15 protein-coding genes are annotated in these 12,179 nt (G+C 68.5%); 8 read left to right on the top strand and 7 right to left on the bottom strand.

From position 1 onward, the window contains the following. Position 1 precedes the first annotated feature (1 nt). From ED92_RS01960 to ED92_RS01950, 3 genes are all read right to left on the bottom strand, one after another. Positions 2 to 997 carry a DUF2203 family protein gene (locus ED92_RS01960; RefSeq protein ID WP_037332470.1) on the bottom strand — a complete coding sequence of 332 codons (996 nt, stop codon included), beginning with the start codon at positions 995 to 997 and terminating at the stop codon, positions 2 to 4. Between the two features lie 21 nt (positions 998 to 1,018). After that, positions 1,019 to 1,612 carry a hypothetical protein gene (locus ED92_RS01955; protein ID WP_037332465.1) on the bottom strand — a complete coding sequence of 198 codons (594 nt, stop codon included), beginning with the start codon at positions 1,610 to 1,612 and terminating at the stop codon, positions 1,019 to 1,021. 82 nt (positions 1,613 to 1,694) lie between these two features. After that, a complete protein-coding gene (locus ED92_RS01950) occupies positions 1,695 to 2,204 on the bottom strand; it encodes a hypothetical protein (RefSeq protein WP_235213175.1) in 510 nt (169 codons plus the stop codon). 246 nt (positions 2,205 to 2,450) lie between these two features. Between ED92_RS01950 and ED92_RS01945 the strand changes: the two genes are divergently transcribed. Continuing rightward, positions 2,451 to 3,674: an NADP-dependent isocitrate dehydrogenase gene (locus ED92_RS01945; protein ID WP_037332460.1), complete on the top strand. Its 1,224-nt coding sequence runs from the start codon at positions 2,451 to 2,453 to the stop codon at positions 3,672 to 3,674. A 190-nt stretch (positions 3,675 to 3,864) separates the two neighbouring features. After that, positions 3,865 to 4,170 (top strand): hypothetical protein, encoded by a 306-nt coding sequence (locus ED92_RS01940; protein ID WP_081975676.1) that lies wholly within the window; start codon positions 3,865 to 3,867, stop codon positions 4,168 to 4,170. 60 nt (positions 4,171 to 4,230) lie between these two features. Here ED92_RS01940 and ED92_RS01935 read toward each other — a convergent pair whose 3' ends face one another. Next, positions 4,231 to 4,974, bottom strand: a complete 744-nt coding sequence (locus ED92_RS01935) for an MBL fold metallo-hydrolase (RefSeq protein ID WP_037332459.1) — start codon at positions 4,972 to 4,974, stop codon at positions 4,231 to 4,233. 45 nt (positions 4,975 to 5,019) lie between these two features. On the opposite strand from ED92_RS01935, the gene ED92_RS01930 reads away from it, so the two are divergent. The 3 genes from ED92_RS01930 (at position 5,020) to ED92_RS43125 (ending at position 7,029) form a co-directional block, all read left to right on the top strand. Further along, positions 5,020 to 5,826 carry an exodeoxyribonuclease III gene (locus ED92_RS01930; RefSeq protein ID WP_037332458.1) on the top strand — a complete coding sequence of 269 codons (807 nt, stop codon included), beginning with the start codon at positions 5,020 to 5,022 and terminating at the stop codon, positions 5,824 to 5,826. Between the two features lie 95 nt (positions 5,827 to 5,921). After that, positions 5,922 to 6,146: a hypothetical protein gene (locus ED92_RS43775; RefSeq protein ID WP_152610815.1), complete on the top strand. Its 225-nt coding sequence runs from the start codon at positions 5,922 to 5,924 to the stop codon at positions 6,144 to 6,146. Positions 6,147 to 6,174: 28 nt separating this feature from the next. Then, positions 6,175 to 7,029, top strand: a complete 855-nt coding sequence (locus tag ED92_RS43125; protein ID WP_037332457.1) for a hypothetical protein — start codon at positions 6,175 to 6,177, stop codon at positions 7,027 to 7,029. On the opposite strand, the gene ED92_RS01920 is transcribed toward ED92_RS43125, so the two are convergent. Continuing rightward, the gene (locus tag ED92_RS01920) at positions 7,023 to 7,523 is read right to left on the bottom strand and encodes a cupin domain-containing protein (RefSeq protein ID WP_037332456.1); all 501 of its coding nucleotides are present in this window, start codon (positions 7,521 to 7,523) and stop codon (positions 7,023 to 7,025) included. The two genes, ED92_RS43125 and ED92_RS01920, sit on opposite strands and share 7 nt — an antisense overlap. Before the next feature lie 64 nt (positions 7,524 to 7,587). On the opposite strand from ED92_RS01920, the gene ED92_RS01915 reads away from it, so the two are divergent. Continuing rightward, positions 7,588 to 8,091, top strand: coding sequence for a MarR family winged helix-turn-helix transcriptional regulator (locus tag ED92_RS01915; RefSeq protein WP_037332454.1), 504 nt, complete (start codon positions 7,588 to 7,590; stop codon positions 8,089 to 8,091). 56 nt (positions 8,092 to 8,147) lie between these two features. On the opposite strand, the gene ED92_RS01910 is transcribed toward ED92_RS01915, so the two are convergent. After that, positions 8,148 to 9,032 carry a glycoside hydrolase family 19 protein gene (locus tag ED92_RS01910; RefSeq protein WP_037332453.1) on the bottom strand — a complete coding sequence of 295 codons (885 nt, stop codon included), beginning with the start codon at positions 9,030 to 9,032 and terminating at the stop codon, positions 8,148 to 8,150. A gap of 399 nt (positions 9,033 to 9,431) precedes the next feature. Between ED92_RS01910 and ED92_RS01905 the strand changes: the two genes are divergently transcribed. Beyond that, on the top strand, positions 9,432 to 9,761 hold the full coding sequence (locus ED92_RS01905) for a hypothetical protein (RefSeq protein WP_037332451.1): 330 nt from the start codon (positions 9,432 to 9,434) through the stop codon (positions 9,759 to 9,761). Between the two features lie 470 nt (positions 9,762 to 10,231). Here the strand turns inward: ED92_RS01905 and ED92_RS01900 are convergent, their stop codons facing one another. Continuing rightward, positions 10,232 to 10,978, bottom strand: coding sequence for a trypsin-like serine protease (locus tag ED92_RS01900; RefSeq protein WP_037332450.1), 747 nt, complete (start codon positions 10,976 to 10,978; stop codon positions 10,232 to 10,234). A gap of 163 nt (positions 10,979 to 11,141) precedes the next feature. Between ED92_RS01900 and trpS the strand changes: the two genes are divergently transcribed. After that, entirely contained in the window at positions 11,142 to 12,161 is a 1,020-nt protein-coding gene (gene trpS, locus ED92_RS01895; RefSeq protein ID WP_037332448.1) for a tryptophan--tRNA ligase, read from the top strand. The last annotated feature ends 18 nt before the right edge of the window (positions 12,162 to 12,179 follow it).

The following is a 12,179-nucleotide window of genomic DNA, read 5'->3' as shown; positions in this document are numbered from 1 at the left end:
CTCAGGGCCTGGTCGCGTGCACCACGAACACCGACCGGACCCGATCGTCGGACTCGACGTCGAGCCGCTTCACCGTCACCTCGGTGAAGCCGGCTTCGGCGGCCAGGTCCGCCGCGTCGTCCTCGGTCTCCGGCAGCTTCAGGTCGGCGGGGACGATCGCGGCGAACGCCTCCGACGGCCGGAACGCCGACGCGATCGGCAGACTGAATCCGACCCGTCCGCCCGGGCGCAACGCACGCAGCCAGTCGCGCAGGGCGGCCGCGCCGAGGAAATGCAGCGAGGACGCGCACAGCACGGCGTCCGCGCCCTCGTCCTCCACCGGCGACGGGACCGCGGAGGCGACCTGCCAGGTGATGCGCTTGCCGGGATCGTGCGTCGCCGCCTTCGCCTCGGCCTGGGCGATCATGCCCGGTGAGATGTCGATCGCCAGCACTTCGCCCGGCTCGAGGCGCAACGCGGCGAACGCGGCCACCCCGGTCCCGGTCGCGACGTCGAGAACACGCTCGGGCGCGGTGCTGCCGAGACCGTCGACGAGCGCGTCGGCGACAAGGCCGTGGAAGGTGTCTTCGTCATAGTGCGCGGCGATGCCGTCGAACAGCCCGGCCGCGATCTCCTCGCTCACGACCGAGACCCTATCCGGGAGGCGCCGCCGCCCGGCGAAACCCAGGTCGACGCGGTGATACCAGCACAGCTCCGGGTCGCCTTCGAGCCAGCACAGCAGGACGTCGACGCCGTCGAGCTCGGCGGGGAAGTCGACCAGGAGCGGGGCGAACCCCTTCAGCTCCGCACCGGTCCGCTGGACGGTGGTCATCAGGTCGTCCAGCCGGGCCTGCGCGGCCTTCCACTCCGGCATCCCGCCGAGCGAGGTCTCCCGGCCGCCGGGGCGCAGGGAAGCGGCGAGCTCGGCCGCGTCGGCGCGGAGACGGACGAGCTCGTCGAGCACCGGGCGTAGCCGGGCGAGCTCGGCGCGGGCTTCGGGAACGGTGAACAGACCCATGCGCCGATGGTCCCAGCCCGCTCAGCGGCGCCTCCGGGCGAGTCTCGACGCGAGGCCCGCGCCGATCAGGAGGAAACCGGTCGCGAGCAGGCCGCCGATGAACAGCCAGCTCGTGACGCCGTAGGTGACGTCGTTCTGCGGCAACAGTTTCACCAGCCGGAAGCCCCACTCGGGCACGGCGATGGTGGCCACTCCGGGGGCGACGCCCCAAACGAGACCGCCGAGGATCGGGCCGGTCGCCGAGAGCGCGCCGAGCAGCCCGACGGCCAGCAGGAGGATCCCGCCGCCCACGAGCAGGCCGATGCTGAAGACGTCACGCTGGGTGCTGAGCGTCGCCTGGACGAGCATCTGCTGCCGCAGCCCGCCCCAGGCAAGCAGACCGAGGGCGACCGGCGTCAGGATCAGGCCGCCCGCGCCGCTGAGGACGCGCCGCACACCTCGGCCGGCGCGCGGGTCTTCGGCGCCCAGGTCGTCGTCGAACGGCTCGTACGGTTCGTACGACTCGACGTCCTCGTACGGCCTCCGGGGGTCTCGCGGGCTTTCGGGTTGCTCGTACTCGCCGTACTCCTGGTAGTCCTCGTCGTCGTACTCCGCGACGTACCGGTGCGATGACATGGGCGGGTCACCTCCCTGACCCGGACTACGGACGCCGGCCCCCTTCGGTTCACTTTGATCTCCGCGGAGCGCGTTTAGCCCGCTAAACGCGATTTGAACGACGGCGCGAGAGGGTGCCCACCAGACCCGCCCCGATCAGCAGGAAACCGCTCCCGACCAGCGCGCCCATCACCAGCCAGGTCACCAGGCCGACACCGAGGCCGCTGCCCCCGGCGTCGTAGATGACGCTCATGACGTCGCGCGGGCTCAGGAGGAACCCCACGCCCGGCAGCACACCCCACACCAGCCCGCCCAGCACCGGACCGAGTCCGGACAACGCCCCGAGGAACGCCACACCGAGCAGGAGCAGGCCGCCCAGGAACAGGAGGATGATGCCGAGCGGGTCCTCGCTGATGGACAGGGAGCGCGAGAAGCCCCGCTGGACCAGCGTGCCGCCGTAGATGGTCACGCCGAGCGCGACCGGCGTGAGCAGGAAACCGCCGAGCCCGCTGATCACCCGGGGCACCGCCCGGCTGCTTTGCCTAGGCTGGAGGTAAGGCTCCGGCGTCGCCGGCTGCCCGTGCGGTGGCACGGCGTAGGGGTCGGTGGTCATGAGGTCCGCCTTTCCGGTGGCCGACGTGCCGATTGTCGGGTTCGGTTCGATGATGGCGCGGTCGCCGACGTTCCCGTGACGGCCGGATGGCCGTCGTACGACCGGGTGACGTCGGACACATCAGCCTCGTGGAGACTTGATACCGACCACTACTGGAACCATCCAGGACCGTTAAGCAGTACGCTTGTACCGCTACCGGAGACTGAAGAAGAAACGCGAAGATCCGCGGAAGGAGCACCGCTGCTCATGGCCAAGATCAAGGTCCAGGGCACCGTCGTCGAGCTCGACGGTGATGAGATGACCCGCATCATTTGGCAGTTCATCAAGGACAGGCTGATCCACCCGTACCTGGACGTGAACCTGGAGTACTACGACCTGGGCATCGAGGAGCGGGACCGCACCGACGACCAGATCACCGTCGACTCCGCCAACGCGATCAAGAAGCACGGCGTCGGCGTCAAGTGCGCCACGATCACGCCGGACGAGGCGCGCGTCGAAGAGTTCGGCCTGAAGAAGATGTGGCTCTCGCCCAACGGGACGATCCGCAACATCCTCGGCGGCGTGATCTTCCGCGAGCCGATCGTCATCCAGAACATCCCGCGCCTGGTACCGGGCTGGACCAAGCCGATCATCATCGGCCGTCACGCGCACGGTGACCAGTACAAGGCGACCAACTTCAAGGTCCCCGGCCCGGGCACGCTGACCATGACCTACACCCCGGCCGACGGTTCCGAGCCGATGGAGTTCCAGGTCGCGCAGTACCCCGAGGGCGGCGGCGTCGCCATGGGGATGTTCAACTTCCGCAAGTCCATCGAGGACTTCGCGCGTGCCTCGCTGCAGTACGGCCTCGACCGCGAGTACCCGGTCTACATGTCGACCAAGAACACCATCCTGAAGGCCTACGACGGCATGTTCAAGGACGTGTTCGAGGAGATCTACCAGGCCGAGTTCAAGGCCGACTTCGACGCCAAGGGCATCACCTACGAGCACCGCCTGATCGACGACATGGTCGCCGCGGCGATGAAGTGGGAGGGCGGCTACGTCTGGGCCTGCAAGAACTACGACGGTGACGTGCAGTCCGACACGGTCGCGCAGGGCTTCGGCTCGCTGGGCCTGATGACCTCGGTGCTGCGCACCCCGGACGGCAAGACCGTCGAGGCCGAGGCCGCGCACGGCACGGTGACCCGGCACTACCGCCAGCACCAGCAGGGCAAGCCGACCTCGACGAACCCGATCGCGTCCATCTTCGCGTGGACCCGTGGCCTCGAGCACCGCGGCAAGCTGGACTCGAACCCGGAGCTGATCGGCTTCGCGAACAAGCTGGAGCAGGTCGTCATCGAGACCGTCGAGAGCGGCAAGATGACCAAGGACCTCGCGCTGCTGATCAGCAAGGACCAGCCGTTCCAGACCACCGAGGAGTTCCTCGCGACGCTGGACGCCAACCTGGCCAAGAAGATCGCCCAGGCCTGAGTCCCGTAACCGCTTGAAGGCCCCCTTCCCTCGCGGAAGGGGGCCTTTTCGCGTTGTGACGGTGGGTAGCCCGTGACCGGCCGGGTTGGCGCCTCCGGGTGGTAGGCGATCCGGGATCTGGGCGACCGCCCCGGCTTCTGCCACTCTGGACCGGACAGAAAACGATTCCCTTGTTCGAGGAGTGACCATCATGGCCATCTCGAAACCGGTCTTGTTCATCGGCGGCGGACTGGCGCTGATCGTCGTCGTCGCCATCTCGGGACAGGACAGGGAGTCGAGCGCGTCGAGCCCGACCGGTTGCCAGGTCGTGGTGACGGCGGACGTGCTCAACGCGCGCGACGCCCCCGGTGGGCAGAAGATCGTCGGCAAGTACGTCAAGGACGCGAAGATCGACGCGCAGCCGGTGGTCGAGAACGGCTTCCGCAAGATCGCCGAGGGCAAATGGGTTTCGGCCGAGTTCGCGCCGCCGGTCCAAGGTTCGAAATGTGGCCCGTGACCTGCGGCTTCGCGTTTAGCCCGCGAAAGGCGACGTGGGCGTTGACCTGCGGCTTCGCGATTAGCCCGCGAAACGCAGGTGGGCCCCTTCCGCGGCCGCCAGGACCTCGCCGCTGAACTCCTGCCGCGCTTCGGCCACCGAGATCCCGCGGTCGGAGCCGGGCCAGAAGTGGGTGAGCAGCAACCGCCGGGCACCTCCGCGCTCGGCCCAGTACCCGGCCTCGCCCGCCGTCGACACCAGGCGTGGCGTCTCGTCGGGGGAGGGGCCCTGGAGCGTGGCGTCGGCGATGAGCAGGTCGGCGTCGCGCGCCAGCTCCGCGAGGATCGGGCTGGGCCCGCTGTCGCCGGTGTAGGCGACGGTCAACCCCGGCGCGGTCAGCCGCACCCCGTAGTTCGGCACGTGGTGCGGCAGCAGGAACGTCGTCATCCGGAACGGCCCGACATCGCGCGGCGGGCCGAGCTCGTGCACGTCGAAGATCGTCGTCGGATGCGGGCGCGGTTCCATCGCTTCGAGCCGTCGCACCGTGCCAGGCGTGCAGTGGAGCGGGATCCGCGGCTCGTCCGGCAGCCCGTAGGCGCGAGCCCGGCCGAGCGCGCTCACGTCGGCGCAGTGATCGGGATGCTCGTGCGTCACCACCACCGCGTCGACCCGGCCTTCGGGGCAGTACTCGAACAGCCGTGACGCGGCGCCGTAGCCGAGGTCGAGCACCACCTTGAAGCCCCCGTGGACCAGGAGGAAGCCGGCGCAGGCCCGGCCGGGTTCCGGCCAGGCGCCGCAGCTGCCCAGCACGGTCAGCTCGCTCATGCGCGCAGTCTCCCAGTGCCGTTTCTGTCGGACCCCCCAGGTAGCGTGCGAAGGGTGCTGACCGTCTCCACTGTGAATGTCAACGGCCTCCGTGCCGCCGCGAAAAAGGGCTTCGTCGAGTGGCTGGGCTCGACGAAGGCGGACGTCGTCGCCTGCCAGGAGGTCCGGGCCGAGCTCAAGGAGCTCCCGGCCGGTGCCGCCGCGCCCGAAGGCTGGCACGTGGTGCACGCGCCGTCCGTGCAGAAGGGGCGCAACGGCGTCATGCTCTTCAGCCGGGCGGAGCCGGAAGAGGTCCGCATCGGTTTCGGCGAGCCCGAATTCGAGGACAGCGGCCGCTACGCCGAGATCCACCTGCCGAACGTCGTCGTCGCGAGCCTGTACCTGCCCAGCGGCGATGTCGGGACACCGCGCCAGGACGAGAAGGAGCGCTTCATGGCGGCGTTCCTGCCGTACCTCGTCGACCTGCGCGCCAAGGCCGAGGCCGGTGGCCGCGAGGTCGTCGTCGTGGGCGACTGGAACATCGCGTACGACAAGATCGACCTGAAGAACTGGCGCGGGAACCAGAAGAGTTCGGGCTTCCTGCCGGAGGAGCGGGAGTGGCTCGGCCGCGTGTTCAGCGAAGCCGGCTATGTCGACGTGCAGCGCAAGCTCGACCCGGAAGGCCCCGGCCCGTACACGTGGTGGTCGTACCGCGGGAAGGCGTTCGACAACGACACGGGCTGGCGCATCGACTGCCAGATCGCCACTCCCGGCCTGGCCGAGCGGTGCACCTCCGTCGTGGTCGAGCGCGCCGAGACCTACGACCAGCGCTGGTCCGACCACGCGCCGGTGACGGCGACGTACGGCATCTGAGGGCTCGGCCGGTGATCCCGGAGGTCATGGGTTTCACCGTGACCTCCGGGATCCGGTCAAAAGCGTGAGATCGAGGAGCTTGCCGAGCACACTCAGTGCGCCGCCTCGATCTGTTCGGGTCGGTTGTGAGTGACAGGTTCGACCTGCGATCCAGTGATGTCGACGTGCTCGTCGAGTTCTCGGCTTTCCGAACTGGACAGTGGACTCGCGGCGCAGGTGCCGGATCTCGGACGGGTCGTCGCCTTTGGCGGCATCCTCAGCCACGGTTACGCGACGGGTTGACGCTGCCTAGATCCGACAACGCGACGTACTCCGGATAACCTGCGCGCAGGAGATCCGGGGGTTGCGATGGAGACGAACGAAGCCAGGCGTATCGAGGCGACCAACGCCGAGCGCTACGCGATGTCCGGCCAGTACGGGTGGGAGTTCAGCCCGGACGCGCCGAACCTGCTGGAGCGCTGGACGGTCCTGCCGTTCAACCAGCGCGGCGACAAGCGGATGGCGTTCGGCGCGCTGAGCGGCGCGTACAACGGGCTTCGCTTCAGCGTCTTCGATTACCACCGCCGCCCGACGGTCACGAGCGTGCACACGCGGTGGACCAACAAGAAGGTCAACGAGCTCGACACGATCTCGATCGACACGGTCTGGGTCGTCACCCTGCCCGCGCCGATGCCGAATTTCCAGATCGTGTCGAGTATCGAGTCCGCCTGGGACGTCGATCAGTACCCGGAGCCCGCCACCGCCGACCGGAAGTTCAACCGCTGGTACAAGCTGATCGACACCGACCCGAACGTCGCGGTCGCCGTGCTGACGCCGCAGGTCGCCGCCACGATGCGGTCGTCGAAGCTGCACACCTGGTCGCTGGTGGGCGCGGAACTGGTCTACGTCGAGAACCCGACCTTCGGCCGGACCAAACCGGACGACGTGCTCTCCACGCTCGGGAGGCTCGCGCAGCTCGTGTCGCTGCTGCCGTTCCACCTCGGTGCGCAGCCCGCCGCGCCGCCTCCGCCGCAGCCTTACTATCCGCCGCAACAGCAGTATCCGCCGCAGAACCCCGGGTATCCGCCGCAGTACCCGCCCCCGCCGCAATACGGTCAGCCGCCGTATCCGCCGCAATATCCGGGACACCCGCCGCAGCACTATCCGCCACAGCAGTACCCGCCCCAGTATCCGCCGCCGGGATACCCGCCGCGCGGCTACTGACGGGACTTCGCGCTCTCCGTCCACACTGGACTTTCGACGAAGTGGTTGTCGAACTTTTCCTGACTGTCCAAGAGATCCTGGACGGTCGCCTCGCCGTGTCCGACCTTCTCCAGTAGCCGGAAGTAGCCGAACCGTTCCACGCCGGGGATGAACACGATCAGAACGTCCGCCGCCGAGTCCACGGCCGCCCGGAACGCGTGTGTGGTCAGCGGCGGCACGACGAGCATGTCGCCTTCGGAAACGGTCACGATCTCTTCTCCCACAAGGACTTCCAGCTTTCCACCGAGCATGAAGAACATCTCGGACGAGCCGGTGTGGTAGTGCGGCGCCGCGCCGTCGGCGCCGACGCCCAGCTGTGTTCTCGCGCTGCTCATGACTCCGCCTGTGGTCGAGACGTCGGCGAGCAGGGTGACGAGGGTGGGGGCCGCGCCGACGGTCTCGGCTTCGGCGGCGCGGACGAGGACGGGTTCGCGGGTTTCGATGCGCCGTGTCATGACTCGATAGTTCCACCGCTGATAGTTCGCTGTCAAACTATCTCCCGTCGAATAGACTGCGTTCGTGAGTGAACAAGGAAGCGCGGACGCGATCGACGCCGTCGTCGACGCCTGGCACCGCGAGCGGCCGGAGCTGGACTTGACCGCGATCGGGGTCGCCGGCCGCCTCGGCCGCGTCACGATGCTGACCACGCCGATGGTCGAGGCCGTCTTCGCGAAACACGGCTTGAAGCAAGGGGAGTTCGACGTGCTCGCGGCGCTCAGGCGGTCCGGGAAGCCGTACACGCTGATCCCGTCCGAACTGTCCGCGACCCTGATGATGTCCAGGGCCGGGATGACCAGCCGAATCGACAGGCTCGAGTCGGCCGGGCTGGTGGAGCGGGCGCTCGATCCCGAAGACCGGCGCAGCTTCCGGGTCACGTTGACCGAGCGCGGCTTCGAGGTCGTCGATGCCGCGATGACCGAGCACGCGGCGAACGTCGCGAAGCTGCTCTCGCCGCTGGGAGAGGACCTCGGCGTCCTCGACGCTTCGCTGCGTCGGCTACTGGCGTCCCTCGACGAAAACTGAAGGGGCCCTTCGCCGCGTCACATGCGGCGAAGGGCCCCTTCAGTTCCCTGGACGGATCAGCAGTACAGGTTGCCGCCGGGGTCGACGCCGAGGATGCCGGTGAACTGCTGGTACTTGCTCACGCGGCTCTGCACCTGGGCGGGGTTGCCGCCGTTGCACTCGATGCTCCCGTTGATGCTGCGGATCGTCTCGCCGAAGCCGCGGCTGTTGACCATCGCGTTGTGCGGGGTCATCGTGCCGGGACCGTTCTGGGTCATCCAGTACCAGATGCCGGTCTTCCAGGCGACCGCCGCGTCGTTCTGCACCAGCCACGGGTTGGTCAGCAGCGGCAGGCCCAGTGCGTCGCCGGCGGCCTTGTAGTTGAAGTTCCAGCTGAGCTGGATCGGGCCGCGGCCGTAGTACGCGGCGTTGCCGGCGGGACAGCCGTAGGACTGGCTCGTGTCGCAGTAGTGCGGGTAGTTCGCCTCGTTCTGCTCGACGATGTGGACCAGGCCGCCGGTCTCGTGGCTGACGTTCGCCAGGAAAGCCGCCGCTTCCTGCTTCTTCACGGTGTCGCTGCCCGTGCCCGCGAAGGCCGGGTACGCGCTGAGGGCGGTGACCAGGCCGTTGTAGGTGTAGAAGGGATTCCGGCTCGGGAACATCTGGTTGAACTGCGCCTCGCTGACCACGAAGCCGGACGGGTTCGGCGGGTTGGTCGTCCCGCCGCCGCAGGCGCCCTGATCGGCCCAGACCTGCGCCGTACCTGGGGTTTCGTTCTGCGTCCACCACTTCGCGGACCAGTTGTGCCCGTTGTAGGAGGCCGTGTTGCCGCCCCAGTAGACCGAGCTCGCGTTCCACGGCGCCACGCAGTCCGCGGCGGAGGCGGACTGGGCCGGGACGACGGCGACGGTGGTGGCGGCGAAGGTTGCGGCGACCGCCGCGAGAATACGTCGAAGAGACATCGGTGGCTCCTTCGTACGAGGGGACCATGCAGGGAGATTGGTCTATACCTTTTAAGGGGTATGGCCAACAGGTATAGACCATTGCGCACAAGAAACCAACCGGGGAAAGTCGGATCGTGCCTGTTCGGCCGCGTGCGACAGCCGAATGGCCTAACCCCTGTCCGGTTTTGTCAGAAACCGATTCCCCGCATGGCAACTCTGAGGCGAGGGGTGCTCGAAACATCCCCCCTGTGAGGGGCTAGTCTCGGGCCCCGAGTTGATCAGAACCCACAGGTCTTGACACGCTCGGTAGTTTTTTGACCAGCAACCTGGAAATGCTCACTCGTTCGGGTTAGCGTTCCGGTTCGGCAAAGTCACGTCACGGGAGGCACTCCGGTGCGGAACCCAGTTCATCTCCTGATGCGATCGTCCGTGCCCGCGGCCCGGGCCGCGGCGGTCATCGCGATCCCGGTCGCGCTGCTCGTCGCTGGCGCCGTTCCGGCGTCGGCAGCGGAGTCGGCGTCACGTTCGGAGATGGCGTTCGGCCTGCTGGGCCCGGTCGGCCTGATCGCCGTCGCGCTCGGCATCGTCGGCATGGCCTTCGGTGTGTTCCGTCAGCGCCGGAAGGCCCGCGCGGCCGCCGTCGCCCCCGCTCCCGTCGTCCCGCCGCAGCCCGCCGCCCCGCATGTGGCCGCGATGGCCGAGGCCGTGCTCGCCGACGACGCCCTCACTCGCCAGCAGCGCCCCTGACCTGCTTTCCCCTGCTTCGGATCGCGTTTAGCCCGCGAAACGCAGGTGGGTGCCCTGGGCCCGGCGGATCGCGGTTAGCCCGCGAAACGCAGGTCGGCGGATTTCTTGGGTAGGTACACCTAGTCCCGCCCGGATTGTTTCGCCGCGCGCTGATCGCCACGCTCGGGTCCATGACGGTGACGCGGCGTCGCAGCCGGCCCGGTGACCCCTTCCCCCGCGCCCTGGACCGGGCGATCACGGAAAGCGGCCTCGGGCTCGACCGGATCCGGCACCGGCTCGCCCAGCAGGGAGTCCGGATCAGTGTCGCGACCTTGAGCTACTGGCGGACAGGAAGAAGCCGCCCCGAGCGGTGCGACTCCCTGAAGGCGGTCGCGCTGCTGGAGCGGCTCTTCGAACTACCGCACGGTTCCTTGCTGAACCGGCTGGGCCCGCGTCGCCCCCGGGGACGGTGGGGCGACGCGGGGACCGGGTCAGACGCCGGAGTTGGTGCGGATCCAGCTGCGGAAGTAGGGGACGTCCACGTAGATCGACGGCCCGGTCGCGCAGGTGCTGCTGTTGTTCCCGGCGCGGCTGGTGGCGCCGACCAGCTGCCAGACACCGCTGACCTGCTTCACCTGCGGGCCGCCCGAGTCGCCGTAGCAGGCGCCCGAGTTGCCGTTGGGGTTGTTGGTGCAGATCTCGCTGGCGGCGTTGATGCCGCTGCACCGGGTGTCGGCGACGATCGAGGTGTTCAGCTCCTGGAGGTTGATCGGGGCGCCACAACCACCGCGGACGGGGCAGGTCTGGCCCCAGCCGATGATCCGCGTCGCGGTGCCAACGGCCCCGGACGAAGCGGCGATCGTGACCGGCGCCTGCGACACCGCCGTCGAGAGACGCAGCAGCGCCAGGTCGGCGCTCGGGTGGGCGATGCGCTGGGCGACGCGGGCGACGGAACCGCCGCTGGTGCGGTTCGTGGTGCCGACCCGCACCTGGTACGGCGTGCCACAGTGCGCCGCGGTGACCACCCAGGTCGAGCTGATCAGTGAGCCACCACACTGGTGGCTGCCGGAGCTCGACTGCTGGGACACCATAAACGAGTAGACCTGGGTCGCGTTGCCGCCGCCGACGATGTTCGGCTGGACGCCTCCGGTGGGCTCGGCCGCCGCCGCGACGCCGGAAAGCGAGAAGACGGCCGCAGCCGCCATGGCCAAGCCCATCAGCAGGGATCGTGCCTTCATCTGGGTTCTCCTTCGGTGTGGCCGGAAGATCCGGTGCCATGAACGCTAGGAATCGGACACCGCGCCCAGAACCGTCGGAAGTATGTGGCGTTTAACCGTTTAGCCCGTTCGGCCGGGCCGAGGCCGGATGACCCGCCGCGGCGTGGCCTGACAGAATCCGGGCGTGTCCGACGAACAGAAGCGCCCGCGCGTACTCTCCGGGATCCAGCCGACCGCCGACTCGTTCCACCTGGGCAACTACCTGGGTGCGCTGCGGCAGTGGGTGCGGCTGCAGGACACCCACGACACCTTCTACATGGTCGTCGACCTGCACGCGATCACCGTCGAGCAGGACCCGAAGGTGCTGCGCGAGCGCACGCGCCGCTCGGCCGCGCAGCTGCTCGCGCTCGGGGTCGACCCCGCCCGCAGCGCGCTGTTCGTCCAGAGCCAGGTGCCCGAGCACGCCCAGCTGAGCTGGGTGCTGGAGTGCCAGACCGGGTTCGGCGAGGCGAGCCGGATGACGCAGTTCAAGGACAAGGCCGCGAAGCAGGGCACGGATCGCGCCAGCGTCGGCCTGTTCACGTACCCGGTCCTGCAGGCCGCGGACATCCTGCTGTACCAGGCGAACGAGGTCCCCGTCGGCGAGGACCAGCGGCAGCACCTGGAGCTGACGCGCAACCTCGCGCAGCGGTTCAACAACCGCTACGGCAAGACGTTCACCGTGCCGGAGCCGCATATCGTCAAGGACACGGCGAAGATCTACGACCTGCAGGACCCGACCGCGAAGATGAGCAAGTCCTCGTCGACCGGCAACGGCCTCATCGAGCTGCTCGAAGACCCGAAGAAGTCGGCGAAGAAGGTGCGCTCGGCGGTCACCGACACCGGCCGCGAGATCGTCTTCGACGCCGAGAACAAGCCGGGCGTCTCGAACCTGCTGACGATCCTGTCCGCCCTGACCAACCAGCCGGTCGCCGAACTCGAGAACGCCTACGAGGGCAAGGGCTACGGCGACCTGAAGAAGGGCGTCGGCGAGGCGTTCGTCGAGTGGGTCACGCCGGTGCAGGAGCGCGTCCGGTCCTACCTGGACGACGTCGCCGAACTCGACAAGGCCTTGGCGCTCGGTGCGGAACGGGCCAGGGAGGTCGCTTCGGTGACCTTGCGGAACGTCTACGAGAACATCGGGTTCCTTCCCCCGGCAGGCTGATTCGCGCTGCGCGGCCGC

The organism is Amycolatopsis sp. MJM2582, from assembly GCF_000754115.1.
Lineage (GTDB): Bacteria > Actinomycetota > Actinomycetes > Mycobacteriales > Pseudonocardiaceae > Amycolatopsis > Amycolatopsis japonica.
The sequence above is the reverse complement of the archived record's forward strand: the minus strand, read 5'-3'. Positions and strand labels throughout refer to the sequence as shown.

Coding starts and splice junctions, on each gene's coding strand:
- ED92_RS01960 (WP_037332470.1), bottom strand. CDS start 997: ATGGGTCTGTTCACCGTTCCCGAAGCCCGCGCCGAGCTCGCCCGGCTA.
- ED92_RS01955 (WP_037332465.1), bottom strand. CDS start 1,612: ATGTCATCGCACCGGTACGTCGCGGAGTACGACGACGAGGACTACCAG.
- ED92_RS01950 (WP_235213175.1), bottom strand. CDS start 2,204: ATGACCACCGACCCCTACGCCGTGCCACCGCACGGGCAGCCGGCGACG.
- ED92_RS01945 (WP_037332460.1), top strand. CDS start 2,451: ATGGCCAAGATCAAGGTCCAGGGCACCGTCGTCGAGCTCGACGGTGAT.
- ED92_RS01940 (WP_081975676.1), top strand. CDS start 3,865: ATGGCCATCTCGAAACCGGTCTTGTTCATCGGCGGCGGACTGGCGCTG.
- ED92_RS01935 (WP_037332459.1), bottom strand. CDS start 4,974: ATGAGCGAGCTGACCGTGCTGGGCAGCTGCGGCGCCTGGCCGGAACCC.
- ED92_RS43125 (WP_037332457.1), top strand. CDS start 6,175: ATGGAGACGAACGAAGCCAGGCGTATCGAGGCGACCAACGCCGAGCGC.
- ED92_RS01920 (WP_037332456.1), bottom strand. CDS start 7,523: ATGACACGGCGCATCGAAACCCGCGAACCCGTCCTCGTCCGCGCCGCC.
- ED92_RS01910 (WP_037332453.1), bottom strand. CDS start 9,032: ATGTCTCTTCGACGTATTCTCGCGGCGGTCGCCGCAACCTTCGCCGCC.
- ED92_RS01905 (WP_037332451.1), top strand. CDS start 9,432: ATGCGATCGTCCGTGCCCGCGGCCCGGGCCGCGGCGGTCATCGCGATC.
- ED92_RS01900 (WP_037332450.1), bottom strand. CDS start 10,978: ATGAAGGCACGATCCCTGCTGATGGGCTTGGCCATGGCGGCTGCGGCC.